Origin of the sequence: Pantoea sp. AN62 (genome assembly GCF_050432985.1) — a bacterium.
Lineage (GTDB): Bacteria > Pseudomonadota > Gammaproteobacteria > Enterobacterales > Enterobacteriaceae > Pantoea > Pantoea brenneri.
This window is the reverse complement of the sequence record NZ_JBNPYB010000001.1, coordinates 131,566-157,344: the sequence shown is the minus strand read 5'-3', so window position 1 is coordinate 157,344 and position 25,779 is coordinate 131,566. Positions and strand designations below refer to the sequence as shown.

The 25,779-nt window shown below is 59.7% G+C and carries 26 protein-coding genes; 24 read left to right on the top strand and 2 right to left on the bottom strand.

All coding sequences use genetic code 11. The annotated features are described in order from the left end of the window. From FHW04_RS00800 to FHW04_RS00690, 23 genes are all read left to right on the top strand, one after another. Nucleotides 1-1,686 carry an MFS transporter gene (locus FHW04_RS00800; RefSeq protein WP_031377681.1) on the top strand — a complete coding sequence of 562 codons (1,686 nt, stop codon included), beginning with the start codon at nucleotides 1-3 and terminating at the stop codon, nucleotides 1,684-1,686. After that, complete coding sequence (locus tag FHW04_RS00795; protein WP_089561064.1) at nucleotides 1,683-2,777, top strand: HlyD family secretion protein; 1,095 nt, start codon at nucleotides 1,683-1,685, stop codon at nucleotides 2,775-2,777. The genes FHW04_RS00800 and FHW04_RS00795 overlap by 4 nt, the downstream gene beginning before the upstream one ends. After that, the gene (locus tag FHW04_RS00790; RefSeq protein WP_031377679.1) at nucleotides 2,774-4,168 is read left to right on the top strand and encodes an efflux transporter outer membrane subunit; all 1,395 of its coding nucleotides are present in this window, start codon (nucleotides 2,774-2,776) and stop codon (nucleotides 4,166-4,168) included. Before FHW04_RS00795 ends, FHW04_RS00790 begins: the two co-directional genes overlap by 4 nt. Before the next feature lie 271 nt (nucleotides 4,169-4,439). Further along, nucleotides 4,440-4,826: a hypothetical protein gene (locus tag FHW04_RS00785; protein ID WP_089561063.1), complete on the top strand. Its 387-nt coding sequence runs from the start codon at nucleotides 4,440-4,442 to the stop codon at nucleotides 4,824-4,826. Nucleotides 4,827-5,056: 230 nt separating this feature from the next. Continuing rightward, complete coding sequence (locus FHW04_RS00780) at nucleotides 5,057-5,788, top strand: beta-ketoacyl synthase chain length factor (RefSeq protein WP_089561062.1); 732 nt, start codon at nucleotides 5,057-5,059, stop codon at nucleotides 5,786-5,788. Further along, nucleotides 5,781-6,581 carry a lysophospholipid acyltransferase family protein gene (locus FHW04_RS00775; RefSeq protein WP_031377676.1) on the top strand — a complete coding sequence of 267 codons (801 nt, stop codon included), beginning with the start codon at nucleotides 5,781-5,783 and terminating at the stop codon, nucleotides 6,579-6,581. The genes FHW04_RS00780 and FHW04_RS00775 overlap by 8 nt, the downstream gene beginning before the upstream one ends. A 13-nt stretch (nucleotides 6,582-6,594) precedes the next feature. Further along, on the top strand, nucleotides 6,595-6,852 hold the full coding sequence (locus FHW04_RS00770) for a phosphopantetheine-binding protein (protein ID WP_031377675.1): 258 nt from the start codon (nucleotides 6,595-6,597) through the stop codon (nucleotides 6,850-6,852). A 16-nt stretch (nucleotides 6,853-6,868) separates the two neighbouring features. Continuing rightward, a complete protein-coding gene (locus FHW04_RS00765) occupies nucleotides 6,869-7,123 on the top strand; it encodes an acyl carrier protein (RefSeq protein WP_089561061.1) in 255 nt (84 codons plus the stop codon). Between the two features lie 6 nt (nucleotides 7,124-7,129). Beyond that, a complete protein-coding gene (locus FHW04_RS00760; RefSeq protein WP_089561060.1) occupies nucleotides 7,130-7,690 on the top strand; it encodes a hypothetical protein in 561 nt (186 codons plus the stop codon). Then, entirely contained in the window at nucleotides 7,687-9,006 is a 1,320-nt protein-coding gene (locus FHW04_RS00755) for a class I adenylate-forming enzyme family protein (RefSeq protein ID WP_089561059.1), read from the top strand. Before FHW04_RS00760 ends, FHW04_RS00755 begins: the two co-directional genes overlap by 4 nt. After that, nucleotides 8,993-9,340 (top strand): 3-hydroxyacyl-ACP dehydratase FabZ family protein, encoded by a 348-nt coding sequence (locus FHW04_RS00750; RefSeq protein WP_031377671.1) that lies wholly within the window; start codon nucleotides 8,993-8,995, stop codon nucleotides 9,338-9,340. The genes FHW04_RS00755 and FHW04_RS00750 overlap by 14 nt, the downstream gene beginning before the upstream one ends. After that, entirely contained in the window at nucleotides 9,334-11,043 is a 1,710-nt protein-coding gene (locus FHW04_RS00745) for a glycosyltransferase family 2 protein (RefSeq protein ID WP_089561058.1), read from the top strand. The genes FHW04_RS00750 and FHW04_RS00745 overlap by 7 nt, the downstream gene beginning before the upstream one ends. Further along, nucleotides 11,036-11,449 carry an acyl-CoA thioesterase gene (locus FHW04_RS00740; protein ID WP_069728149.1) on the top strand — a complete coding sequence of 138 codons (414 nt, stop codon included), beginning with the start codon at nucleotides 11,036-11,038 and terminating at the stop codon, nucleotides 11,447-11,449. Before FHW04_RS00745 ends, FHW04_RS00740 begins: the two co-directional genes overlap by 8 nt. After that, entirely contained in the window at nucleotides 11,443-12,051 is a 609-nt protein-coding gene (locus FHW04_RS00735; RefSeq protein ID WP_089561057.1) for an outer membrane lipoprotein carrier protein LolA, read from the top strand. The genes FHW04_RS00740 and FHW04_RS00735 overlap by 7 nt, the downstream gene beginning before the upstream one ends. Further along, entirely contained in the window at nucleotides 12,038-14,344 is a 2,307-nt protein-coding gene (locus FHW04_RS00730; protein WP_179420043.1) for an MMPL family transporter, read from the top strand. The genes FHW04_RS00735 and FHW04_RS00730 overlap by 14 nt, the downstream gene beginning before the upstream one ends. After that, nucleotides 14,341-14,913: a DUF3261 domain-containing protein gene (locus FHW04_RS00725; protein WP_031376529.1), complete on the top strand. Its 573-nt coding sequence runs from the start codon at nucleotides 14,341-14,343 to the stop codon at nucleotides 14,911-14,913. Before FHW04_RS00730 ends, FHW04_RS00725 begins: the two co-directional genes overlap by 4 nt. Further along, a complete protein-coding gene (locus FHW04_RS00720) occupies nucleotides 14,910-16,070 on the top strand; it encodes a beta-ketoacyl-[acyl-carrier-protein] synthase family protein (protein ID WP_089561055.1) in 1,161 nt (386 codons plus the stop codon). The genes FHW04_RS00725 and FHW04_RS00720 overlap by 4 nt, the downstream gene beginning before the upstream one ends. After that, nucleotides 16,060-16,536 (top strand): hotdog family protein, encoded by a 477-nt coding sequence (locus FHW04_RS00715; RefSeq protein WP_089561184.1) that lies wholly within the window; start codon nucleotides 16,060-16,062, stop codon nucleotides 16,534-16,536. Before FHW04_RS00720 ends, FHW04_RS00715 begins: the two co-directional genes overlap by 11 nt. Further along, nucleotides 16,533-17,264 carry a 3-ketoacyl-ACP reductase FabG2 gene (locus FHW04_RS00710; protein WP_069728153.1) on the top strand — a complete coding sequence of 244 codons (732 nt, stop codon included), beginning with the start codon at nucleotides 16,533-16,535 and terminating at the stop codon, nucleotides 17,262-17,264. The genes FHW04_RS00715 and FHW04_RS00710 overlap by 4 nt, the downstream gene beginning before the upstream one ends. Continuing rightward, on the top strand, nucleotides 17,261-18,496 hold the full coding sequence (locus tag FHW04_RS00705) for a beta-ketoacyl-ACP synthase (RefSeq protein WP_176035884.1): 1,236 nt from the start codon (nucleotides 17,261-17,263) through the stop codon (nucleotides 18,494-18,496). Before FHW04_RS00710 ends, FHW04_RS00705 begins: the two co-directional genes overlap by 4 nt. Nucleotides 18,497-18,671: 175 nt before the next feature. Beyond that, nucleotides 18,672-20,894: a TonB-dependent receptor gene (locus tag FHW04_RS00700; protein ID WP_089561054.1), complete on the top strand. Its 2,223-nt coding sequence runs from the start codon at nucleotides 18,672-18,674 to the stop codon at nucleotides 20,892-20,894. Nucleotides 20,895-21,035: 141 nt separating this feature from the next. Then, the gene (locus tag FHW04_RS00695) at nucleotides 21,036-21,179 is read left to right on the top strand and encodes a hypothetical protein (protein WP_167375082.1); all 144 of its coding nucleotides are present in this window, start codon (nucleotides 21,036-21,038) and stop codon (nucleotides 21,177-21,179) included. 38 nt (nucleotides 21,180-21,217) lie between these two features. Then, the gene (locus FHW04_RS00690; RefSeq protein WP_162836817.1) at nucleotides 21,218-21,391 is read left to right on the top strand and encodes a hypothetical protein; all 174 of its coding nucleotides are present in this window, start codon (nucleotides 21,218-21,220) and stop codon (nucleotides 21,389-21,391) included. Here FHW04_RS00690 and FHW04_RS00685 read toward each other — a convergent pair. Beyond that, the gene (locus FHW04_RS00685; protein WP_031376534.1) at nucleotides 21,379-22,542 is read right to left on the bottom strand and encodes a beta-glucosidase; all 1,164 of its coding nucleotides are present in this window, start codon (nucleotides 22,540-22,542) and stop codon (nucleotides 21,379-21,381) included. The two genes, FHW04_RS00690 and FHW04_RS00685, sit on opposite strands and share 13 nt — an antisense overlap. Before the next feature lie 156 nt (nucleotides 22,543-22,698). Here FHW04_RS00685 and FHW04_RS00680 point away from each other — a divergent pair, with 156 nt between their 5' ends. Beyond that, the gene (locus FHW04_RS00680; RefSeq protein ID WP_094106338.1) at nucleotides 22,699-24,159 is read left to right on the top strand and encodes a phospholipase D family protein; all 1,461 of its coding nucleotides are present in this window, start codon (nucleotides 22,699-22,701) and stop codon (nucleotides 24,157-24,159) included. A gap of 375 nt (nucleotides 24,160-24,534) precedes the next feature. Here FHW04_RS00680 and mdoC read toward each other — a convergent pair whose 3' ends face one another. Continuing rightward, nucleotides 24,535-25,659 carry a glucans biosynthesis protein MdoC gene (gene mdoC, locus FHW04_RS00675; RefSeq protein ID WP_031376536.1) on the bottom strand — a complete coding sequence of 375 codons (1,125 nt, stop codon included), beginning with the start codon at nucleotides 25,657-25,659 and terminating at the stop codon, nucleotides 24,535-24,537. Nucleotides 25,660-25,779 lie beyond the last annotated feature (120 nt).

Sequence of the window (25,779 nt, the reverse complement as noted above, 5' to 3'; positions counted from 1 at the left end):
GTGGCGAAGCGCAATCCCTATGCCGCGCGCGAGTGGTTACCGCATGAAAAACCGATGCTGCCTGGGTCACCCTCGACCCCGCTGCATCCGCTGCCGAAGCGGGTGGCGTTTGGTCTGATCGGCCTGCTGATCTCGCTGACCGGGGCGCTGAGTAATGCGCTGGTTACCGCCAATCTGATCAATCTGCAGGGCACCTTCGGCGCCTATTCGAATGAGATTGCCTGGCTGCCGGCGGTCTACGTGATGGGTAATATCTCCATCAACCTGCTGCTGGTGAAATTTCGTCAGCAGTTTGGCCTGCGTGCCTTCACCGAAGCGTTTCTGGTGCTGTATGTGCTGGTGGCGTTCTTTCATCTGTTCGCCAACGACCTCAGTTCGGCGATCATCGTGCGTACCGCGCACGGCATGGTAGCGGCAGCGCTCAGCTCGCTGGGTATCTACTACCAGGTGCAGGCATGGCCGGCGAAGCATCGTCTGAAAGCGCTGGTGATTGGGCTGACGGTGTCGCAACTGGCGATTCCGCTGGCGCGTCTGTTCTCTTCGGAACTGCTGCAGCTTAACGAGTGGCGCGGTCTCTATCTGTTTGAGCTTGGCCTGGCGATGATTGCGCTGGGCGGGGTACTGCTGGTCAAGTTGCCGCCCGGCGACCGCATCAAGACCTTTGAAAAAATGGATTTCGTCACCTTTATGCTGCTGGCTCCGGGCATGGCGCTGCTGTGCGGCGTGCTGTCACTGGGGCGGATTGAGTGGTGGTTTACTACGCCGTGGCTCGGCATCTGCACCGCCATCGCATTAACGCTGATCGTGACCGCGATTGTGATTGAGCACAACCGGCGCAATCCGTTAATCAATACCCGCTGGCTCAGCAGCGGCATGATGGTCCGGCTGGGGATTGTGATGATCATGATCCGCATCGTACTGGCGGAACAGAACACCGGCGCGGTCGGTTTTTTACAGCAGATTGGCTTACAGAACGATCAGATGCGCGGGCTGGCGCTGGCGATTATTGCCGGCGTGATTGTCGGTATCGCCGCCAGTGCGCTCACCATCAAGCCTAACCACCTCAACTGGCCAATCGTCACCTCACTGGTGGTGATGATTATCGCGTCGCTGATGGATGCGCACTCCAGTCCGCTGACCCGCGCCAACAATATGTACTTCAGCCAGTTTCTGCTGGGCTTCAGCAGCGCCTTCTTTATGGCGCCAGCGATGCTGATGGGGATTGGCAGCGTGGTCACCCAGCCGAAAAATCTGGTGAGTTTTGTGGTGCTGTTTGGCATGAGCCAGAACCTTGGCGGACTGATTGGTTCGGCGATCCTCGGGACTTTTCAGACCTGGCGGGAAAAATATCACTCCAGCCTGCTCAGCGATCAACTCTCGCTGCTTGACCCCAACGTCAACGAACGTCTCAGCCAGTACAATGCGCTGTTCAATAGCCTGGTCGGCGATAACATTCTGCTCGGCGCGCAAAGCAGCAGCCAGCTGCAAACTGTCGCGACATTACAGGCCAACGTACTGGCCTATAACGACACCTATCTGTTAACGGCGGCGCTGGCATTGATCACCCTGATGTGGGTGATCTGGCGATTAACGCGTCGGCGTTATCTCGACTGGCGCCAGGCGCAATTTAACCTGCGTGAGCAGCATCAGCTGGCCGCATTACAGGAAAACACGGAGAAACAATGAGTCAGCAGGACGAACTTCAGGCAGCCGAACGCGACCGTGCGAACCGCCGCCGTATTCTTTCTATTGCCGCCGGCAGCGGCATTGTGGTGATTGGCGTATTAGTCATTCTCTACGCCTGGCAACTCTGGCCCTTTACCAGCGCAGTGCAAACTACTGAAAATGCCTATGTCCGCGGCCAGGTGACCTTTATCAGTCCGCAGGTCAGCGGCTATCTGACCTCGGTTGAAGTCATCGATCTGCAACCGGTAAAAAAGGGTCAGCTGCTGATGACCATCGACGATCGTATCTATCATCAGCGGGTGCATCAGGCCCAGGCACAACTGGCGATGAAGCAGGCGGCGCTCAGCAATAACCTGCAACAGCGACGCAGTGCCCAGGCGACGATTGAAAGTAATAAAGCGGTGCTGGAAAACGCCAAAGCACAGGCGCTGAAAAGCGGCTTTGACCTGAAACGCGTAGAGAACCTGACCGCTGACGGCTCGCTGTCGGTGCGCGAACGGGATGCCGCCCGCGCGGCTAACGCGCAGGCACAGGCGCAGGTCCGTCAGGCTGCGGCTCAGATCGCGGTCGCAGAGCAAAATCTGCAAACGGTAATCGTCAACCGTGCGTCGCTGGAAGGAGACGTCGCCAGTGCGCAGGCGGCACTGGAACTGGCGGAGATCGATCTGGCCAACACCCGGATTATCGCGCCGGATGATGGTCAGCTCGGCCAGCTGTCGGTGCGAACCGGCGCTTATGTCACGGCCGGAACGCGGCTGACCTCGGTGGTACCTAACCACAAGTGGGTCATCGCCAACCTGAAAGAGACGCAGCTGGCGCGGATCCGGCCCGGTCTGCCAGTGACCATCCGGGTCGATGCGCTGGATGGCAAACGCTTTACCGGTCAGGTTGAATTTATCTCGCCAGCTGCCGGGTCGGAATTCAGCGCCATTTCGCCTGACAACGCCACCGGTAACTTCGTCAAAATTGCTCAGCGTATTCCGGTTCGTATCCGCATCGACGAGCAGGATATGCAGCAACTGCGACCCGGCATGTCGGTGGAAGTGAGCATCGATACCGCCGCACAGCCGGCAGGTGAGGGCGCACCATGATCGTCCGCCGTTTACTGATTGGCGCACTGACACTGACGCTGGCCGGTTGCGCGACCCAGGTTGAAAAAGCACCGTCGTCACTGCCGATTCCGCCTGCCTGGCGCGATCGGGTCGGGCCGGCTGCTCCGCCAGAAGCAGGCTGGTGGCGCGCCTTTGGCGATGCGCATCTCAACCGGCTGGTGACGCAGGCGTTGCGCAATAATCCCGATATTCTCACCGCGCGTTCACGGGTGGATCAGTATCGCGCTCAGCTGCGTGCGGCGCAGGGCGATAATTTTCCGACTCTGAGCGCCGGCGTGGCGGCAACCCGTGAACGTACGCTCTCCTCGGTTACCGGCCAGCCTTATGAAACCGACGTTTTTCAGGGCCTGCTGCAGGCGAATTACGATGTCGATTTGTGGGGCGCGCGCAGCAGTTCGATTGACGCTGCGCAAGCCTCGCTGGCGGCGCAACAGGCTGCAGCCTCGGCGGCGGAGCTGACCATTGCCAGCTCGGTGGCCTCGGGTTATCTCAACTTATGTGCTCTCGATGAGCAGTTGCGCGTTACCGAAGCGACGCTGATCACCCGCAATAATTCGCTGACCCTTGCGAAGCGCCAGTTTGAAACCGGCTACACCTCACGGCTGGAGTGGATGCAGGCGGCCTCGGAGTACCAGTCAGCCAAAGCACAGATACCGCAGCTTAAGCATCAGATTGCCCGGCAGGAGAATGCGCTGAGTATCCTGGTGGCGATGAATCCACGCGAAATTGCTCGCCGACAGCAGTTCGATCAAATATCGCCGCAGCAGTTACCGTCGTTGCTGCCGTCCCAGTTGCTCAATCGCCGACCGGATATCGTTCAGGCGCAGCGCCAGCTGCTGGCCGCCGATGCCAGTCTGGCTTCGGCCAAAGCGCAGCTACTGCCCAATCTCAACCTGACTGCGACCGGCACGTTACAGAGTTCGGTGCTGCATCAGCTGGCTGATAATCCGTTCCGCCTGTGGAGCGTCGGCGGCAGTATTCTGGCGCCGTTGCTCAACCGTGAAGCGCTGACCGCAGAAGTGGATGTCTCAATGGCCACCCGTAACCAGGCGCTCTATGGCTATGAGAAAGTGGTGCGTAACGCCTTCTCAGAAGTGAACGATGCGATGGATGCGATCCGGCAGGGTGAGGCACAACTGGAAGAGCTGCAAAAGCAGGAGAACTATGTAGCTGAAGCCTTGCGCATCGCCAGTAACCGCTATCAGAACGGTTACGCCTCCTATCTTGATGAGCTGGATGCCCAGCGTACCCTGTTTACAACTCAGCTAAATCTGGTGACGGTGAAAAATAATCTGCTGCTGGCGCAGATTGATCTCTATCGTGCGCTGGGTGGCGGCTGGTCAGCAAACGCCACGTCATCTTCTGAATAACCCTTTCCCTTCATACGGTTCCGATCCAGCAGCAGTCAGAGATTCTGCTCGCCGGATCGGCGCTGTTGCGTCCCGCGCCGCTGTGTTCCGCCTGACACCGTTATCGGTTAAATAAGCCCCGCATACTTCCGCTTACCTGTCTTTACATTAGGTGGTATCATGCGCGGGTTTTAGACTGGCCAGATGGAAAAGCGCACGGATTGTTTATGCTGCGCCAGGCGAGTTGTATTTTTAACCGCCTGATAACACAGGGGAATAAAAGGGAATCGTGATGAATAAAAAGTTAATTTTTACACTGGTGGTGACCGCAGCTTTATTAACCGGTTGTGCCCGTACTGCGCCGATTCACAATGTGAATCAGACACTCTCACAGCGTTATAGTGATAATCAGATGAAAACCGCGATCATCGAAGCGGGCATCAGCCGCAAGTGGGTGATGACGCCGGTTTTGCCGGGTGTTATCAACGGTCGACTGGCACAGCGTGGTTTCGCAGCCAACATTCGCATCTCCTACACCAGCCAGAGTTACCGCATCGATTATCTCAGCAGCGAAAACCTGAAAGCGGGAGAGGGCAAGATCCACAATAACTATAACCGCTGGATCACCAACCTCGATCAGGACATTCAGCTACGCCTGTCAGCGCTGGCGGCAAAATAAGCCGCGCGTTGTCGCACTTATCTGTCGGTATTGAACAATAAAATAAAGATCTTTCGCTGCCGGCCGACAAATCAGATGACCTGCTATTGCTGCATCGCCGGCTAAACCACTACCGTGATCGGCAATAGCCGGGTCGGCAGATATTTCAGGGATGAATCTTTGCTAACGCAAGGAAGGCGTTGACGACCTGATGGACGCAACGCCACCCGTTTTGCTAAAAGAAAATTGAAATGAGACTCGCTTACTCTCTGGTCGACTGGCAGGCGCTGGCTCCCGGGCTGGCCGGACACGATGACTGGCAACGCTGGGCGCTACAGGGCGCGGTAATCGACCCCAACCAGTCCATGGCAAAGCCGCAATTTTTACCGATGATGACCGCGCGTCGTCTGAGCGGCGGCAGTCGTGCGGCAGTTGAGTGCGGTCTGGCACTGCTGGCACGTCAGACGGTGGATGCAGTGGTGTTCACCAGCCGTCACGGCGAGCTGGAGCGTAATCTGCGTATCCTGACCGCACTGGCCAGTCAGCAGCCACTGTCGCCCACTGATTTTGCGATGTCGGTACACAATTCTGCCGTTGGCAGCCTCACTATCGCAGCGAAAGCACCGCTGGTATCGACCTCCATCGCGGCCGGGATCGACTCTTTTCAGCAAGGGCTGATTGAAGTCAGTGCATTACATCAGGCGGGCTATCAGCAGGTACTGCTGGTCGATTTCGAGGGTCTGCTGCCCGATTATTATCTGCCGTGGTTAGCCAAAAACCCCCTTAACGCGCCGTATGCGGTGGCGCTGCTGCTAGCCGCTGGCGATGAGTGGCGCTGCCACAGTCAGCCTCAGCCCGGCGAGATGATCCCCGCCGCGTTGCCGCAAAGTCTCTGCTTTTTGCAACAGTCTCTCGCTGGAACGACGCAGTTCAGCCTGCCAGGCGAGCGCCTGCAGTGGCACTGGGAGAAAAATCATGGCTGATTGCTCACAACCGGCGCAGCCGCGCTGCAGCAGCATCAACTATTACTGGCGGCTGGTGATGACGGCGGTCAGTTTTACCCTTTTCAGCCTCGGCGGCCTGCTGCTGTCGCTGATCGGCTTTAATCTGCTGCTGCTGGTGCAGCGTGACACCTTGCGTCGCCGCCAGCTGGCCCGACGCGCGATTGCCTGCAGCTTCCGCTGCTTTCTGCGCTTTTGCCGCGGCGTCGGCGTCTACGACTACCGGATTGAAGGGGCAGAACTGCTGCAGCAGGATCGCGGTTGCCTGATCGTCGCCAATCATCCGTCGCTGATCGACTATGTGATGATCGCCTCGGTGCTGCCGGAGATGGACTGTCTGGTGAAAGCCGATCTGCAAAACAACCTGTTCTTACGGGGTGTGATCCGCGCCGCCGATTATCTGATCAATAGCGAAGCCGAAACCTTACTGCCTGACAGCCAGCAACGACTGGCGCGCGGCGACAACATCCTGATCTTCCCGGAAGGGACCCGCACCCGCTATGGCGAGGCGCTGAAGTTGCAGCGCGGTGCCGCCAATATCGCGGTCCGTGCCGGGTGCGATCTGCGGGTGGTTCACATCACCTGTAGCCAGCGTATGCTCGATAAACAGAGTCGCTGGTATCAAATTCCGCCGGTTAAACCGCTGTTTACCGTGCGCGTACAAGCGCGAATCGACAGCCAGTCGTTTTGCGAAAGCAACCAAGATGCACAGCCGCTGGCCGCGCGTCGCCTGACCCGCCATTTACAACAGGCGCTGGTTCCCCTGAATAGGTAATACGAAAACCGGTATGGACTCATTAATCAACGATATCAAACAGATGATTATCGACACCCTCAACCTGGAAGATATCCGTCCCGATGATATCGACACCGAGGCCCCGCTGTTTGGCGAGGGGCTGGGGCTGGATTCAATCGATGCGCTTGAACTCGGTCTGGCGGTAAAAAATCGTTACGGTGTGGCCCTCTCCGCCGAGAGTGAAACCCTGCGCGCGCACTTCTTCTCTGTTGCCTCTCTGGCCGCGTTTGTTGATCAACAACGCGCCTGAACGCTGAGACAAAATTATGATGACCCAAGACCAGATATACCAGGAAGTTGCGTCACTGCTGACCAGCCTGTTTGAAATTGATGCGGCTGACATTCATCCGGAGGCGCGTCTGTATGAAGATCTCGAACTCGACAGCATTGATGCGGTTGATATGGTGGTTCACCTGCAGAAACGTACCGGCCGTAAAATTAAACCGGAAACCTTCCGCGCGGTGCGTACCGTGCAGGATGTGGTGGATGCGGTTGAACAACTGATGCGCGAAGACGCCTGATCCGCCGTGCTTGCCGCCCTCCGACTGCTGAATCTGCTCACTCTGCTGGCCTGGCCGCTGCTGGTCTGGCTGGCGCTGACGCAACCGCGCTGGCAAGGGCTGTTCTGGCTGCTGGCGCTGCTGTTTGGCTTGCGCTGGCAGGTGCTGCGTCGCCAGCACAATGCGCTGAGTCACGTGATGGGCTGGCTGGCGCTGGCGGGCGCGCTGCTGTGTATCAGCAGCCAGTTACTGCGCAGTCAGCATCTGCTGTTGTGGTATCCGCTGGCGGTGAATCTGGCGATGCTGCTGGTGTTTGGCTCCTCGCTGTGGAGTGCCATGCCGCTGGTGGAACGCATCGCGCGGCTGCGTGAACCGCATCTGCCGCTCGCGGCGGTGCGCTACACCCGGCGTGTTACCCAACTGTGGTGCCTGTTTTTTATCGGCAACGGCAGCATGGCGCTGGTGACCTGCCTGCTGGGCGATCTGCGGCTGTGGACGCTGTGGAACGGCGCGATCAGCTACCTGTTGATCGGCACCCTGATGGCGGGGGAGTGGCTGGTGCGTCAGCGGGTGAGGCGAAAAGCATGAAGGTAGCCGAATGGCTGAGCGGGCCCGAACGCGAAGTCGCGTGGCGCGGCGATCGGCCGTTAATGCTCAGCACTATGCGTGCGCAGGTGCGGGCGCTGAGTCAGCGTCTGGCCGCCGACCCCGGGATGCGCTGGGCGCTCTGCTTCGATGACAGCTACCGTTTTTGCGTGGCGCTGCTGGCCTGCTGGTACGCCGGTAAAACCCCGGTGTTGCCGGGGCACTGTCGCGCCGCGCTGCTCAATGAGATGCGCGATCGGCTGGATGGCGTTATCGCCGATATGCCGCTGAGCCTCGACCTGCCGCTCTGGCACTGCGACGATGCGGAAGCGCCAGGCATCCTGCCACCGCTGTCGGCGCAGGCCGGGCTGGTGCTTTACACCTCCGGCTCCACCGGTGCGCCACGTCAGGTAGTGAAATCACTAGCGATAATGGAGCAGGAAACCCGCTGGCTGATCGATCTGTGGGGCACGCCTCTGCAGCAGTGTCGGATTATCGCCTCGGTCAGTCATCAGCATCTGTATGGTTTATCGTTTCGCATTTTTTTGCCGATGGCGCTTGGCTTGCCGTTTGCCGCGCAGCCGGTGTTTTATGGCGAACAACTGGCGCAACTGACGCGTCAATGGCGCTACGCCTTTATCAGCAGCCCGGCGTTTTTATCCCGGCTGGATGACGGACTCGATGCGCCCGACTGCGCGCTGATCGTCTCGGCCGGTGGCGCACTGCCGTGGTCTGATGCCGCACGCGTCCGGCAACGATTCGGCTGCCCGGTCAGCGAGATTTACGGCAGCACCGAAACCGGGGTGATCGCTGCACGGCAGTTTGACCGGCCCGACGCGGCCTGGCGCTGTATGCCCCAGGTCAGACTGGCAGCCGTCACGCCCGACCGCTGGCAGGTCTGGTCGCCGCTGATCGCCGGATCTGACGGCTGGCGGCTTGACGATCGTCTGCTGATGCAGCCGGACGGCCAGTTTCAGCTGGCGGGACGCCACGATCGGATTGTCAAAATCGGCGATAAGCGCGTCTCGCTGAGTGAGGTTGAACGGCGTCTGTTAAGCCTGCCGGAAATCACTGATGCGGCGGCGCTGGCGGTGACGCGACAGGGACGACAGGCGATTGGCGTGGTGGTGGCGCTCAACGCTGTGCTGGATGACGCCGCGCTGCATCAGCACAAGCAGCAGTGGAAACGACAGCTGCAGCAGTGGCTGGAACCGCTGGCGATACCGCGCTACTGGCGGGTGGTCGCCGCCATTCCGGTGACCAGCCAAAGCAAACGCGCCTGGCTGCAAATTGAGGAGCTTTTCGATGTTGCCGATTGAACGCAATCGCCTGCTGCAGGATAACAGCGTCACGCTGACGCTACAGATTGATGCCAGCCTGTTCTGGTTTCAGGGCCATTTTCCCACCTTACCGATTCTGCCCGGTGTCGCCCAGCTCGACTGGGTTATGCACTACGGCGTCGGCATTCTGGCGCCCGGCAAACAGTTTGCCGCCATTGATAACATCAAATTCCAGCAGCCGGTGCCGCCCGATTCGCTGCTGCAACTGCGTCTTGACTGGGATGCGGAAAAATCACGCCTCAGTTTTCGCTACAGTCTGCTGGGTGAGGGCACGGAGCAGAGCGCCAGCAGCGGGAAAATTACGCTGTGTTAGGGGCGACATTCTCTCCCTGCGTGGTGATCCCGTGTTACAACCACGGGGCGATGATGGCCTCGGTGCTGACGCGGCTGGCACCGTTTAATTTACCGGTGATCGTTGTTGATGACGGCAGCGATGCCGCCACTCAGCTCCAGCTGGCGACGCTGCACGCCCCGCAGCTCAGCGTGCTGCGTCTCGACAGCAATCAGGGTAAAGGCGCAGCAGTGATCCACGGCCTGCGTGCCGCCGCCGCACGGGGCTTTACCCACGCGGTACAGATCGACGCTGACGGCCAGCATCAGGCAGAAGACCTGCCGCTGATGCTGGCCGAAGCGCAGCGCTATCCTGACTGGCTGATCTCCGGTCAGCCGCTGTATGACGATTCGATTCCCAAATCACGCCTCTATGGCCGCTACATCACCCATTTCTGGGTCTGGGTTGAGACGCTGTCGCTGTCGATCCGCGACAGCATGTGTGGCTTCCGCGTCTACCCGCTGGCGCCGGCGCTGGCGTTGTGCGATCGCCGCGCGATCGGCCAGCGAATGGATTTCGACACCGAGATCATGGTCCGGCTCTACTGGCAGGGCACCCGCAGCCGCTTTATTTCCACCCGGGTGACCTATCCGGCCAGTGGTTTGTCGCACTTTGATGCGCTCTATGACAACCTGCGCATCTCCTGGATGCATACCCGACTCTTTTTCGGCATGCTGCCGCGAATCCCGCGTCTGCTGGCGATGCGCCGGCAGACAGCTCACTGGTCGGCCGAACCGGAACGCCGCGGGCAGTGGGGATTACGTCTGATGCTGGCGGTCTATCGCTACGGCGGCCGCCTGCCGTTTATGCTGTTGTTATGGCCGGTGGTGGCGGTCTACTGGCTGAGTGGACAGCGTGCCCGTCGCGCCTCGCAGCAGTGGCTAAGCCAGGTTCGTCTGATTGCGCAGCAGCGGCAGATTTCCCTGCCTGCGCCGCTCAACAGCTACCGTCATTTTCTGCGTTTTGCCGGGGCGATGCTGGATAAAGTTGCCAGCTGGCGGGGCGATCTTCACTGGGGACGCGATATCGATTTTGCACCCGGTGCCGAAGCGGTGATCCGCATGCCGTCGCCGCAGGGCAAGCTGATTCTGGCCTCGCACCTTGGCGACATTGAAGCCTGTCGCGCCATGGCTCAGCAGGTGAGCGGGCTGGTCATCAATGCGCTGGTGTTTACCGACAATGCTCAGCGCTTTCGCGCGGTGCTGGAAACCATTGCACCGCAGGCCGGAGTAAACCTGATGCCGGTTAGCGATATCGGCCCGGATACCGCCATTCTGCTGCAGCAAAAGCTGGATGCTGGCGAATGGGTGGCGATTGTCGGCGATCGCACCGCGGTTAATCGCCAGCGCGGTGGCGAACGCCGGGTGATCTGGAGTGAGTTTCTTGGCCGGGCTGCGCCGTTTCCTCAGGGACCGTTTGTGCTGGCTGCCGCTTTACGCTGCCCGGTACTGCTGATGTTTGCCCTGCGTCAGCAGGGTAAATTGCGCATTCATTGCGAAGCGTTCGCTGACCCGCTGCTGCTGCCGCGGGCACAACGACAGCAGGCGCTGCAGCAGGCGGTCGATCGCTATGCGGCGCGGCTGGCGCACTACGCGCTGCTGGCCCCGCTTGACTGGTTTAACTTTTTCGATTTCTGGACGCTGCCTGATTCGCAGACCTGCCACAAGGAGTCCGACCATGCCTGAACATCGTGCTGAAATAGCGCTGACCGTCTCCTTTCACGATTGCGACCCGATGGGCGTGGTCTGGCACGGTAACTACTTTCGCTATTTTGAGCAGGCACGCGAAGCGTTACTGCGCAGCATCAACTACAGCTACGCCGAGATGGCCGCCAGCGGCTACGTCTGGCCGGTGGTCGATACCCGGGTGAAATACCGTCAGCCGCTGCGCTGTGAAGAGACCATCTCGGTCAGCGCGCGCATTACTGAGTATGAAAATCGCCTGCGCATTGACTACGAGGTCCGTAACGCGGCCGGTCAGATCACCACCAAAGCACATACGCTGCAGGTGGCGGTGGAGCAGGCAACCCAGGCGCTCTGCTTTGTCTCACCAGACATTTTACTGGAACGTTTAGGAGTGAAGGGATGCTAAAAGTAATGCTTACCGGCCTGCTGTTGTGGGCCAGCGCTGCCAGCGCGGTGACGCTCGACCAGCTGCAGCAGCGATTTGCCAGCCAGCCGGTGATCCGTGCCGATTTTACCCAGACCCGAAACATTGCCGGGATGCGTCAGCCGCTGGTGTCGCATGGACAGATGCTGATCGCCCGCCAACAGGGTCTGTGGTGGCATCAGCAGACGCCGTTTGTGATGACACTGCTGCTGGATGATAAGCGCATGGTGCAGAGCCTGAGCGGTCAGCCGCCGCAGGTCATCACGGCCGACAGCAATCCGCAGATGTTCCAGTTTAACCATTTGCTGCGCGCGCTGTTTCAGGCCGACCAGAAGGTGCTGAATGAAAACTTCCGGGTCGATTTCAGCGATGGCGGTAACGGCCACTGGACGCTGAGCCTGACGCCGAAAGCCGCGCCGCTGAACAAAATTTTCAACCGCATCGACCTCGCGGGCAGCGAGTATCTGGAGCGGATCGACCTTGATGATAAGCAGGGCGATCGGACGCAGATCCTGTTAAGCCATACCCGGATTGAGCCGTCGCAGTTAAGCGATGAGGAGCAGGCGCGTTTTGCCGGGCCGTAACGCACGCCGGTTGGCCGCACTGTGGATTGCGTTCTGCCTGCTGCTGGCGGTGGCGCTGGCGCTATTGCTGCCGCGCAGCCAGCTCAACAGCAGCGTGCTGGCCTTGCTGCCACAGCAGAATCTGGGCGCGGCCCCGCCTGCGCTACAGCAGGCTTTTTTACAGCGGCTGGATCGCCAGCTGGTGTGGCTGGTGTCACCGGGTCCGACTGACGATCCGCAGGTGGCGGCATGGTGGCTGTCACAACTGCGCGCCTTGCCGGCACTGAAACAGGTGCAGGGCGATCTCGATGCGCAGCAGCAGCAACAGTGGGGACGCTTTGCCTGGCAACATCGTAACGGCCTGATCGATGACGCGACCCGCAACCGGCTACAGGACGGCGGCAACGCCCAGGCGGACTGGCAGCTGGCGCAGCTCTTCTCTGCCTTTTCCGGCGTCGGCAGCAAAGAGCTGCAGGGCGATCCGCTGATGCTGGTGCGCGGATCGCAGCTGGCGTTGCAGCAGAATGCCGATCGCATGATGCTCCATAACGGCTGGCTGACGGCGCAGGATCGGCAGGGACAGCGCTGGTATTTTCTGCATGGCGAACTGGCTACTAACGCCTTCAGCCTGCAGCAAAGTCACGCGCTGGTCAGCCAGCTCAATGCGCTGGAGCAGCAGCTGAAAAGCCGCTTTCCGCAGGCGAAATTACTGACCCGCGGCACGGTACTGTTCAGCGATGACGCCAGCCAGCGCGCGCAGCACGACGTAAAAACCCTCGGCAGCCTGACGCTGGGCGGGGTACTGCTGCTGGTGCTGCTGGTGTTCCGTTCGCTGCGGCCGCTGCTGCTGTGCATCACCTCCGTCGCGATCGGGGCGATGGCGGGAACGGTCATCACGCTGATCTGTTTCGGTGAACTGCACCTGATGACGCTGGTAATGAGCCTGAGCATCGTCGGTATCTCGGCCGATTACACGCTCTACTATCTGACTGAACGGATGGTTCACGGCGGTGAACAGACGCCGTGGCAGAGCCTGCACAAAGTGCGCGGCACCTTACTGTTAGCGCTGGCAACCACCGCTATCGCCTGGCTGCTGATGCTGCTGGCCCCGTTTCCGGGCCTGCGTCAGCTGGCGGTGTTTGCCGCCAGCGGCTTAACCGCCTCCTGCCTGACGGTGATCCTGCTCTATCCGTGGCTGGTGCGCGGTTTGCCGGTGCGTCCGGTGCCGTTGATGGTACCGCTGGCCCGCTGGCTGGCGGCGTGGCGACGTCAGCGCGGATTGCGGGTTGGATTACCGCTGGCCGTGGCGGTGTTTGCCGTGACGGGCATCGCGCAGCTGCGGGTTGATGATGATATCGCCCACCTGCAAAGCGCCCCGGCGCGTCTGCTGGAACAGGATCGTCAGCTGGCAGTCTTAACCGGTCAGCGCGCCGACCAGACCTGGTTTGTGGTCTGGGGAGACGACGCGCAGCAGACCCTGCAACGGCTGGCCCGGCTGGCACCGGATCTGCAACAGGCGCAGCAGCAGGGCTGGCTGCAGCGCTATCGGCTGTTACCTTTACCTTCGCTGATGCAGCAGCAACAGGATCTGAAACTGCTGCGTCAGGCGGTGCCGACTATCGCCACACGGCTGCAGCAGGCGGGGATTACGCTGCCCGCGCCGGATCTCAGTGCAATGCCGGTTACGCCACAAGCCTGGCTCGCCAGTCCGTTAAGCGAAGGCTGGCGTCTGTTGTGGCTGACCCTGCCTGACGGACGCAGCGGTGTGCTGATACCGACCAGCGGGGTAAAAAACAGCCCCGCGCTCAATGCGCTGGCGCAACGTCACACCGGCGTGAGCTGGATCGACCGTAAAGCCAGTTACGATACGCTGTTTAGCTTCTGGCGCACCCTGCTGAGTGGCTTGCTGATGCTGGCGCTGGCGCTAATCGCCCTGAGTTTTGTGCTGCGTCTTGGGCTCCGGGCAGGACTGCGCAGCGCGCTGCCCTCGCTGCTATCGCTGGCGGCGGCACTGGCGACGCTCGGCTGGATTGGGGCCTCGCTCAATCTGTTTGCGCTACTGGCGCTGATTCTGGTGCTGGGGATTGGAATTAACTACAGCCTGTTTTTCAGCAACCCCCAGGGCACGCCGCTGACCTCCTTACTGGCGGTCTCGCTGGCGATGATCACCACCTTATTAACTCTGGGCATGCTGGTCTTCAGCAGCACCAGTGCGATTGCCAGTTTTGGTACGGTATTGTGCAGCGGCATTTTTACCGCCTTTTTGCTGTCGCCGCTGGCGATGCGACCCACCCGATCGAGGAGCAAACGATGATGCGCGCCGCCCTGATTTTGTTGACCAGCCTGCTGCTGACTGCCTGCGCGCAGCAGGCACCGGACAACAGCCGTCCTACCGCCTGGCTCAAGCCGGGCGTGCAGATTACGCTGCCGCCGCCCGGCATTCAGCCCGCTTTTCAGCAGCAGCAGTTGCTGACCGGTCAGGTAAAGGGCCGGAGCCAGTCGCTGCTGGTACTGCTGAGCGCCGATCAACAACAGATTAAGCTGGCGGGCCTATCGTCGGTCGGGATTCGTCTGTTTAGCCTGCGCTACGATGGCCAGGGTATTCACACCGAGCAGCTGATGCCATTGCCACAGCTGCCGCCCGCCAGTCAGGTGCTGGCGGACATCATGCTCAGCTACTGGCCGATTGAGGCCTGGCGTAAACAGTTGCCGCCAGGCTGGACCCTGCAGGATCAGCCGTTAAAGCGCCAGCTCAGGGATGCCGATAACCAGCTGGTGACCGAAATTGATTATCTGCAACGCGGCAACCAGCGTCAGCCGATCGCTATTCAGCAGCATGCGTTTGGCTATCTGATCCGCATTCAACATCTGGACGCTTCATGATTTACATCTCTGCTATGGGCATGCTTAACGCCCTGGGTAATGACAACCAACAGATTGCCGCCAACCTCAGCAACGGCGTTGCGCCGGGTATGCAGCTGTGTCACGGCTGGCTGAACGGCGACAAAGCCTGCTGGCTCGGCCGGGTCGACGGCGAGCTGCCAGCGGTGCCGTCGGCGTTCAGTGCCCACAACACCCGTAATAATCAACTGCTACTGGCGGCGCTGGCGCAGATCCGTCCGGCACTTGACCTGGCGATAACGCGTTACGGCAGCGAGCGGGTTGCGATTGTACTGGGCACCAGCACCTCCGGCGTCGACGAAGGTGATCGTCAGGTGCGTGGCGAACTGGCTGCGTACCATTACCAGATGCAGGAGCTGGGCGATCCGTCGCGCTTTCTGGCGCACTATCTGGCGCTCAATGGGCCGGCCTACACCATTTCAACCGCCTGTTCCTCCAGCGCCCGCGCCATTATCAGCGGACAACGGCTGATTGCCGCCGGTCTGGCTGATGTGGCGCTGGTCGGCGGTGCCGATTCGCTGAGCCGGATGCCGATTAATGGATTCGACAGCCTGGCCTCGCTGTCCGGCCGCCGCTGCGCGCCCTTTAGCCGGGACCGCGATGGGATTTCAATCGGAGAAGGCGCGGCACTGATGCTGCTGACGCGTGAACCTCAGCCGCTGGCGCTACTGGGCGCGGGCGAATCGTCGGATGCCTGGCATATGTCCGCCCCGCATCCGGAGGGGGAAGGGGCGGAACGGGCAATGCGCATGGCGCTGCAACAGGCCGGCCTCACGCCGCAGCAGCTTGGCTACATCAACCTGCACGGCACCGCGACGCCGCTGAACGATCAGATGGAGGCGGCAGTCATCCAGCGTGTCACGGGCAACAGCGTGCCCTGCAGTTCGACCAAGCACCTGACCGGCCATACCCTGGGAGCCGCCGGGGTCTGTGAAGCTGCGCTCAGTGCGCTGATACTGCAGCAAAACCTGCTGCTGCCGGCGCAGGACTTTAGCTGTGCCGCGCGGGATGAGACGCTGCCTGACTGCGGTTTGCTGACTGAGCCGCAGGCGCTGCAGCGGCCGGTGATCGCCTCGAACTCATTCGCCTTTGGCGGCAATAACACCTGTCTGATAGTAGGACGCCATGATGTTGATTAATTCACCTGCCGCCGTCTGGCTGCCGCACGGTTCGCCGATGATGCTGCTTGATCAGCTGATTGCGGTAACTGATGAGCAGGTTCACTGTCAGGTATCGACCTGCCGCACCGGCGTACTGGCGCCGTTCCTGACGCCACAGGGTGAATTACCGGCGTGGTTTGGCGTCGAAATCATGGCCCAGACGGTTGGCGTATGGTCGGGCTGGCACGCCAGCCAGCGCGGCGTCACCCTGATCCCACCCGGTATGCTGCTGGGCGGACGCGGCTGGAAAGCGCATCAGCCTCGCTTTCCGGCTGACGCCACGCTGGATATCACCATGACCCTGCTGATGCGCGACGATCGCATGGGCAGTTTTGAGGGCGAAATTTGCCACGGCGCACAGCGATTAGCCAGCGGGCGTCTCAACACATATCAACCCAATGAAGCAGAGTTACAGCAACTGATGTCACAAGGAAAACAGCCATGACAGCTTCCGTTTTGGTGACCGGCGCCAGTAAAGGCATTGGTCGCGCGATTGCGCTGCGCCTCGCCGGGGATGGTTATCAGATCATCGTACATTTTAACCGCGATCGGGCGGGGGCAGAGCAGACGCTGCAACAGCTAACGGCGGCGGGTGGCAGCGGCCGACTGCTGGGCTTTGATGTAGCCGACCGGAAGGCGGCTCGCGCCGCGCTGGAGAGCGACATCGAACAGCACGGTGCCTATTACGGCGTGGTCAGCAACGCCGGTATCAGCCGTGATGCAGCGTTTCCCGCGCTGACTGATGATGAATGGGACAGCGTCATTCACACCAACCTCGACAGTTTTTATAACGTGATTCAGCCCTGCGTCATGCCGATGATCGGACTGCGGCGCGGCGGGCGTATCATCACGCTTTCGTCGGTGTCGGGGATGATGGGCAATCGCGGTCAGGTCAACTACAGCGCGGCCAAAGCTGGCATTATCGGCGCGACCAAAGCGCTGGCAATCGAACTGGCGAAACGCAAGATTACCGTCAACTGCATCGCCCCAGGCCTGATTGATACCGGGATGGAGGGACTGGAACCGCAGGTGATCGATGAAGCGATGAAGATCATTCCGATGAAGCGGATGGGCGCAGCAGAAGAGGTGGCCGGGCTGGCCAGTTATCTGATGTCTGACATCGCCGGCTATGTGACCCGACAGGTGATCTCAATTAATGGAGGCATGCTGTGATCCAGCGCGTAGTGGTAACCGGCATGGGCGGCGTGACCGCCTTTGGTGAAAGCTGGTCGCAGGTCTCGGCGCGTATTCGCGCTGGCCGCAATGCGGTGCGCTTTATGCCGGAATGGCAGATTTATCAGGGCCTGCATACATTATTAGGCGCACCGGTGGATGACTTTGTGCTACCTGCGCACTACACCCGCAAACGCATTCGCGCCATGGGCCGCGTCTCGCTGCTGGCGACGCGCGCCACCGAGCTGGCGCTGACCCAGGCGGGGCTGATCGATCATCCGGTATTAACCAGCGGTGATACCGGCATCGCCTACGGCTCCTCGACCGGCAGCACCGGCCCGGTTAGTGAGTTCGCCACCATGCTGACCGAGAAGCATACCAACAATATTACCGGCACCACCTATGTGCAGATGATGCCGCACACCACCGCCGTCAATGCCGGGCTGTTTTTCGGCCTGCGCGGTCGGGTGATCCCCACCTCCAGCGCCTGCACCTCCGGCAGCCAGGCGATTGGCTATGCGTGGGAGGCCATTCGTCACGGTTACCAGACGGTGATGGTCGCGGGCGGGGCGGAAGAGCTTTGTCCGTCGGAAGCGGCGGTGTTTGACACCCTGTTTGCCACCAGCCAGCGCAATGATGCGCCGCACACCACGCCAGCGCCGTTCGATCAACAGCGTGATGGCCTGGTGATTGGCGAGGGTGCTGGCACGCTGATCCTCGAATCGCTGGAGCATGCCCAGGCGCGTGGTGCCACCATCTACGCTGAGCTGACCGGCTTTCACACCAACTGCGACGCGGCCCACATCACCCAGCCGCAGCGTGAAACCATGCAGGTCTGCATCGAGCGGGCGCTGCAAAGCGCCGGGATTGAGCCAGCTCAGATCGGTTATATCAATGCCCACGGCACGGCGACCGAGCGCGGCGACATGGCCGAGAGCCTGGCGACCGCCGCGGTGTTTGGCGCGACCACGCCGATCTCATCACTGAAATCCTACTTCGGCCATACGCTGGGAGCCTGTGGCGCGCTGGAGGCGTGGATGAGCATTGAGATGATGCGTGAGGGCTGGTTCGCCCCGACGCTTAATCTTTCGCAACCGGCTGACAGCTGCGGCGCGCTGGATTACATCATGGCTGAGCCACGGCAGATTGAGACTGACTACATCCAGAGCAATAACTTCGCCTTTGGCGGCATCAATACCTCTCTGATCTTCAAACGCTGGCGCGGCGTCTGATCCGCTGCCCATGCCGCTTGGGCATGGGCATTCTGCCTTCGCCATACCGCGGCTGTTCCCGTCTGTTTATTGCCTGGGCTGACTGCTGATTTTGCTTGCAATTGGCAACGCCCTGCGCATAATCGCAAACCGCAATAATAATGATTCTCAGTCTAATTCAAATCAGGGAACAACCATGCGTCAGCGCCTTTTAACCCCAGGATGTAAACCGACACTGCTGGCAATGCTGATCGGTGCCAGCTGTCTGCCCGTGATGGCGGCAACCCCGGCCTCATCTGCCGCTCCGCGTGATGCCGCGCAGGACGCCAGCCAAAGCGGACAAACCATGACGGTAACCGCCAGCGCCGACGATGACTTTACGCCGGGCGGCGATCAACCGGTCCCGGCTTATCTGGAAGGGCAGGTTGCCCACGGCGGCCGGCTGGGCATGCTGGGTGAGCAAAAGGCAATGGATGTGCCGTTCAACGTTATCGGCTTTACCGCAAAAATGATTGAGGATCAGCAGGCCAAAACTATCGCTGATGTGGTGCGGAATGATGCCGGCGTGCAGAACGTCAAAGGCTACGGCAACTTCGCCGAAAGCTATCGTATCCGCGGCTTCCTGCTGGATGGCGATGATATGACCTATGGCGGCTTGCCGGGCGTGGTGCCGCGTCAGGTGATGGATGCCTCGCTGGTGGATCGGGTCGAAATTTTCAAAGGCGCTAACAGCCTGCTGAACGGCGCGGCCAGCAGCGGTGTCGGCGGCATTATCAACCTTGAGCCTAAACATGCCGGCGCTACGCCGCAGGCGCGAGTCGGTGTGGATTACACTTCCGATGCGCAGATCGGCACAACGGTGGATGCGGGACGCCGGTTTGGTGATAACGACCAGTTTGGCGTGCGGGTTAACCTGGTACATCGTGAGGGTGAAACCGGGGTGGATGATGAGAAAAAGCGCACTACCGCCGCCTCAATCGGCCTCGACTACCACGGTGACCGGTTACGCACTTCGCTGGATGTTGGCTACCAGAAAAAGACCTTCCATGACGGTTTGCAGGGCATCAACATTAGCGGCGTCGATTTTCTTCCCGCCGTGCCGTCCAACTCGCGCAACTACAGCCAGAAATGGGTCTACAGCGACATGGAGTCGGAGTTTGGTATTGCCCGGGCGGAATACGATCTCAGCGATCGCTGGACCGCGTATGCCGGTTTAGGCGCGCAGCATGCCCATGAAACCGGTAACTACGGCACGCCAAAGCTGCTTAACCGTGAAGGCGACGCCACCATCAGTACCTTCAATACCAACCGCGTGCAGGACAACATGAGCGGTATGGCAGGGCTACGCGGCAATTTCGATACCGGCTTTATTTCGCACAAGGTCAACGTTGGTTATTCCGCGCTGACCACCAATGCGAAAAATGCCTACAACATGTCGCTGACCAGTGCGAACACCAACATCTATCATCCGGATGACGTTGCCGCGCCGCCGGCGAACTTTGCCGGCGGAAACTTCTCCGATCCGCTGACCACTGCACGTTCGCGCACCCAGGGCTATCTGCTGAGCGACACGCTGGGCCTGTTTGATGATTCGCTGTTGCTGACGGTCGGCGCGCGCCATCAGAAAGTGTGGGTGCGTAACTACAACTACAACAGCGGTGCAGAGGATACCGCGTCACGCTACACCAATAGCCGCTGGATGCCGACCTATGGCGTGGTCTACAAGCCGTGGCAGTCGATTTCACTGTATGCCAACCATACCGAAGCGCTGCAGCCAGGCGCGGTCGCGCCGCGTAATGATACGGTAACCAATCCGGGTGCCATCACCGGCATCGCCCATTCAAAACAGAATGAAGTTGGGGTGAAAGGGGATTTCGGTCGAATCGGCGGCACGCTGTCGCTGTTTGAGATTAAAAAACCGTCGGGGATGATTGGCGCGGATGGGGCGTATGGCATGAACGGGGAGCAGCGACATCGCGGCATTGAAACCAACCTGTTTGGCGAGCCGGTATTAGGCTTCCGCCTTAACGCCAGCGCTACCTGGCTGGATCCGGTGATGACCAAAACCTCCGGCGGCACCTATGACGGCAAACAGGCAGTGGGGGTGCCACGTGACAACTACACGCTGGGAGCCGAATATGATATCAAACCGCTGGACGGGTTGACCGCTACCGCGCTGATCACCCATACCGGTTCACAGTGGGCTGATGCGGCGAACAGTAAAAAAATCGACAGCTATACCACGCTGGATCTCGGACTGCGTTACCGCACCCGGCTTAACCAGAATGAGATGGTGTGGCGCGTCGGGGTCGAAAACGTGACCAATGAGAAGTACTGGGCCAACGTTGACGATACCGGCACTTATCTGTCGCAGGGCGATGGCCGCACGCTGAAAGTCGGGGTCACCTACGACTTCTGATCGGCGTGGCTGAAAGGATAACGGAGCGCAGCACGCGCTCCGTTTTTATTTCGGGCGAAAGAACCGGACGAAAAACAAGCTTTCATCTACACTGTGACGCGCTGCATAGTTGCCCCGTTCACCGAATTTTACAGGAAGCCCATGTCGTTACCTTCGCCACCCGACGATCAGGATGAGCCAATTCGCCAGTCGCTCGACGATGCTCACTTTGCGATTGTGGTGCTTGCGGTGACCTCAGTTACGCTTATAATCTTTGTCCTGTTGATTACGCTCTGGATGAGCTGACCCCGGCGTAATTCAAGGGAATGGAAAAGGAGAAGGCGATGGAATCCAGAGATGACAAACTGATCGCAATTATCGGCCTGCTGGCGGCCTGTCTGATTGGCGTCACGTTTCTGTTCACCATGACCTGGTTAACCGATGTGCGCCATCCCACCGATCCTTCCCTTGATGTCCAGTCCTGTTACCCGAAAAAACCACCGTCTCAGCCGGTCTGATCGCGCCGGGTAAATTTGATCTGCTGACTGCGCAACACCAGCGCCAGCGCCTCATGAAGATTACGGTTACCGTTGGGATCGGCCAGGCCGAACAGCGGGCCAGGTGAACGCCGATCGTCAGCCCAGGCCGGGTATTCCACCACCGGATAGAGCGACACTCCCTCCACCGCAATGCCCTGATCCAGCGCCACCGCCACATTCTCACTGATCTCCTGCAGCCAGGGCGCACGCGCCTCGCCTTCGGCACCGGTTTCGGCAATCAGCATCGGCCGCTGAAAGCGTTGCCAGCACTGTGCCAGCAAAATATGCAGCGGCACCCGCGCCGGATCGTCGAGTGACATCGGCCGATCGGGGAAGAACCAGTGATTATCGGGATAGTAATTCAGACCGAGGATATCGAGACAATCTTCACTGCCGCCTAACTCTTTGTCGAGGCGGCCAGCCAGCATGTCCCAGGCTTCAAACTGCGCCTGATGCTGGGCGTCGGCGTAGGGTTTACTGTCCGGATTGTCGGCATGATGGGCAATCTGCACCAGCGGATCGGTCAGCACAAAGCGCGCATCCGGGTAGACCTCACGAATGGCATGAATGGCCGCCAGCGAGGCGCGAACCAGTTGACGCTTCAGCTCTTTGCCGCGTCCCGCCGCGTGTGGATTAAACCAGGCGACATCGGCACCGGCCCACGACCAGAAAGAGATTTGATTAACTGGTGTGAAAAACGGCTGTTCGATGCCCTCATCGCGCATCAGCTGCGCCATCGCGCGGGCGAAACGGCTAAAATGGTCAACAAATTCCGCTTTCCAGATATTAAGATGATCGGGATAGCCGAAGTGCGCCAGTTCCCAGATAATCTGTAAATTCTGGCGCTGCGCCGCGGCGATCATCGGCAGAAAGCTCTGCCAGTCGTACTGATTGGGAATTTTTTCAATCAGGTGCCAGCGTGCGCCGTCACGCGCGGTGAAAAGATGCTGTTCTGCCAGGGCGGCGTAATCCTTCTCCAGCAGCATATCGTGGCCGCTGCTGATCACCATGTCGAGTCGTTTTCCCGGCGTGCGGCAGGCGGTGGAACAGGGAAAACTGCCCTGGAAAAAACTGCGGAACAGACTGGGATGATGGCGCTGGCGGGCGTCTGTAAGGGGTTGATGTGACATATTCCTCTCCTGCCGGGCCGATGCCGGTCACAGATCGTCCGACTAAGTCTAGACTAAAAAACTGTCGCAGCGTTTTTACGAAGTCGGAAGGATCGTATAGCGTCAGACCACGGGCCGGGGAATAATAAAAATAACTGCATTTTACAGGGAATGGTCATGACCGAAGCGTTTGAGCTGTCTCAGCAATCCGAACAGCCCAGCTGGCTGGAAGCGCAGCTGGTGCCGCAGTGCCAGCGCCATCCAGGACTCAGCGGGATTTATCCGCTCAGCGACGGGCTGGACGCTTTTGCGGCGCGCTATCTGCTGATGCAAAAAGCGGAGCGTTCGCTCGATATTCAGTACTACATCTGGCAAAACGACCTCTCTGGCCGGCTGCTGTTCAGCGCAATGCTGGAGGCGGCGCGGCGCGGGGTTAAAGTTCGCCTGCTGCTGGATGACAATAATACGCCGGGCCTGGATGAAACGCTGGCTCAGCTCAACCGTCACCCCAATATTGCGGTGCGGCTGTTTAATCCCTTCTCATTTCGCACCCTGCGGGCGCTGGGCTACCTGACCGACTTCGCCCGGCTGAATCGCCGCATGCACAATAAAAGCTTCACCGTTGATGGCGTCACCACGGTGGTCGGCGGGCGCAATGTCGGTGATGAATATTTCGGTACCGGCAATGAGCCGCTGTTTGCCGATCTCGACGTGCTGGCGATTGGCCCGGTGGTCGATGAGGTAGCACAGGATTTTGAGCGCTACTGGAACAGCCGCCCGGTCTCGCCGCTGCAGCAGGTGCTGGACGAGCATGAGCTGGAGGAAGACAGCGTCAGCCTGCCGGCCGAGTGGCGTCACAGCGAGGCGGTGCAGCGTTATCTGCAGCGCCTTGAAAGCGCTTCGCTGCTCCAGGAGCTGGAGCAGGGCAGGTTAGCGCTGACCTGGGCAAGAACCCGGTTGCTGAGTGACGATCCGCGTAAAGGGCTGGGCAAAGCGCGTCGGAAAACGCTGTTGCCACAACGGATGCTGGAGGTGATCGGTACGCCGCAGCGGCAGTTTGACATCATCTCCGCCTATTTTGTCCCGACCCGCGCGGGCGTGGCGCAGCTGCTGTCGCTGAAGCGCAAAGGGGTGAAGATTGCCATTCTGACCAACTCGCTGGCCGCCAATGATGTGTCGATTGTGCATGCCGGTTACGCTAAATGGCGCAAGAAGCTGCTGCGGCACGGCATCGCCCTCTATGAACTGAAGCCGCAGGCGGCGCTGCAGGATGCGCCTCACGACCGCGGTTTAACCGGTAATTCCGGCTCAAGCCTGCATGCCAAAACCTTTTCGGTCGATCAGCAAACGCTGTTCATCGGCTCGTTCAACTTTGATCCGCGCTCGGCGGTACTCAATACCGAAATGGGGCTGGTGATTGAGAGCGAGACGCTGGCGAAGGAAACCCATCAGCGTTTCAGCCTGTCGATGCGCGATCGTGCCTGGACGCTGCGGCTGGATAAGTGGGGACGGGTCAACTGGCTGGAGTATCCGGATGAAGCGCAGCAGGTGGTGCATAAGCACGAGCCCGGCTGCTCGTGGTGGCAGCGGCTGCAGGTGCGGCTGGTGTGGCGCTTGCCGATTGAGTGGCTGCTGTAAGCTGGACGCTGCTCAGGCTCAGGCTCAGGCTCAGGCTCAGGCTCAGGCTCAGGCTCAGGCTCAGGCTCAGGCTCAGGCTCAGGGAGCCTACGCCGTGCGCAAAAACGCGAAACCCGCCACCCCTGGCGGGCTCAGCGCGGACGGTTACGCACCTCATTCCTGAGGTGCGCCCGTCGCCGGGCCAACGCTCTGCGTTGTTCAAAAACGCTCCCGGCGTTTTTGTCCCTGGTCCGCTATGCTTTGCTACTGGCGTATGTTCCCATCGCTTTATGTTTGTCAGCTATCTTTGGCTAACACTATTGGGGGCCTGCTCCCATCAATCGCCTGAACTCGTCAGCAGACGGAAGCCAAACCCATCGATCACCTGACGCCAGGTTATTTGCGCTCAAACTTACCGGAAAACAGGAAGCGCAGCAGCGGTATCCGCAGATGAATCTCATACAGCAGGAAGGCGATTCCGAACACCATCAGCAGGCCCAGGAAGAAGCCCAGCGTGTTGTTTTCGATGCGCGGGGTCACGTAGATGCCGTACAGCAGGGTCAGCGGATGGTGCACCAGATAGATGAACAACGACGCATTGACCAGGTACATGATACGCGGCGAATGTGCATTCAGCAGCTTGTGGCCAAAGCAGAAGCAGACGCTCAGCATGCACAATCCCATCAGCGTTGAAATCAGTGCATCCAGCTCATACAGCCAGCCTTCGCCGCTGCTCAGTCGCTGATTAGCGCAGTAGGCGATAAACATCACCACCGCGCCGACCCACATCAGCGGATTGAAACGGACAAACAACTGCTTCAGCGGCGGATGTTTCCACGCCAGCGCGCCCAGCATAAAGAATGGCAGGTAGAAGAGGGTTTGCATCACGATAATGCTGAACAGGCCATCCATCAGCCAGGCTGGCTGGAACAGAAAGATCAGGCGGCGGAACAGACACCACAGCAACGCCCAGGCCGTTACGCCGGCAGCCAGCGAACCCCAGCCGACCCGGCTGTAATCAATGCTGCGGTGCTGATCGCGCAACCAGCGGAACGTCACCATCCCCAGCGTGGTCAGCATCACCAGCACCACCAGAAACCACAGGTGCGAGATCAGCTCCCACATCAGGTTATTAAATTTTTCATACCGGCTGAAGCGCGGCCAGTCGGCCAGCTTGCTGGTCCAGTTTTTCAGCATAAAAAACTGCGGCAGGGTAATCAGCGGAATAGCGGTCAGTAACGGGATGCCAACCCGCTCCAGCCGCACCTTCAGAAAGCGTCGCGGCTGGTAGCGCAGATAGAGCATGTAGGAGAAATAGCCCGAGATGACGAAAAACACCTGCATACGAAACGCATGAATAAAATCATTGAACAGCGTCAGCCACAGCGAGGCTTCCTGGCTGTTGACTGCCCATTTCTGCGTCGAGTAGATCAGGGAGACGTGAAACGGCACCCCCAGTAACATCAGATACGCCCGGATTGAGTCGAGGAAGTATTCACGTTCAGGTTTTGCTGTACTCATAAAGTTCCAGTTCGTTAGTACGTTTGACCGGTTTCGCCCTGAAACCGGATTATGCTCGGGCGGAATTCTACCTGCGATAAACAAGGTATACTATCAGTGGAATCCGTAGTGTTTAATTGT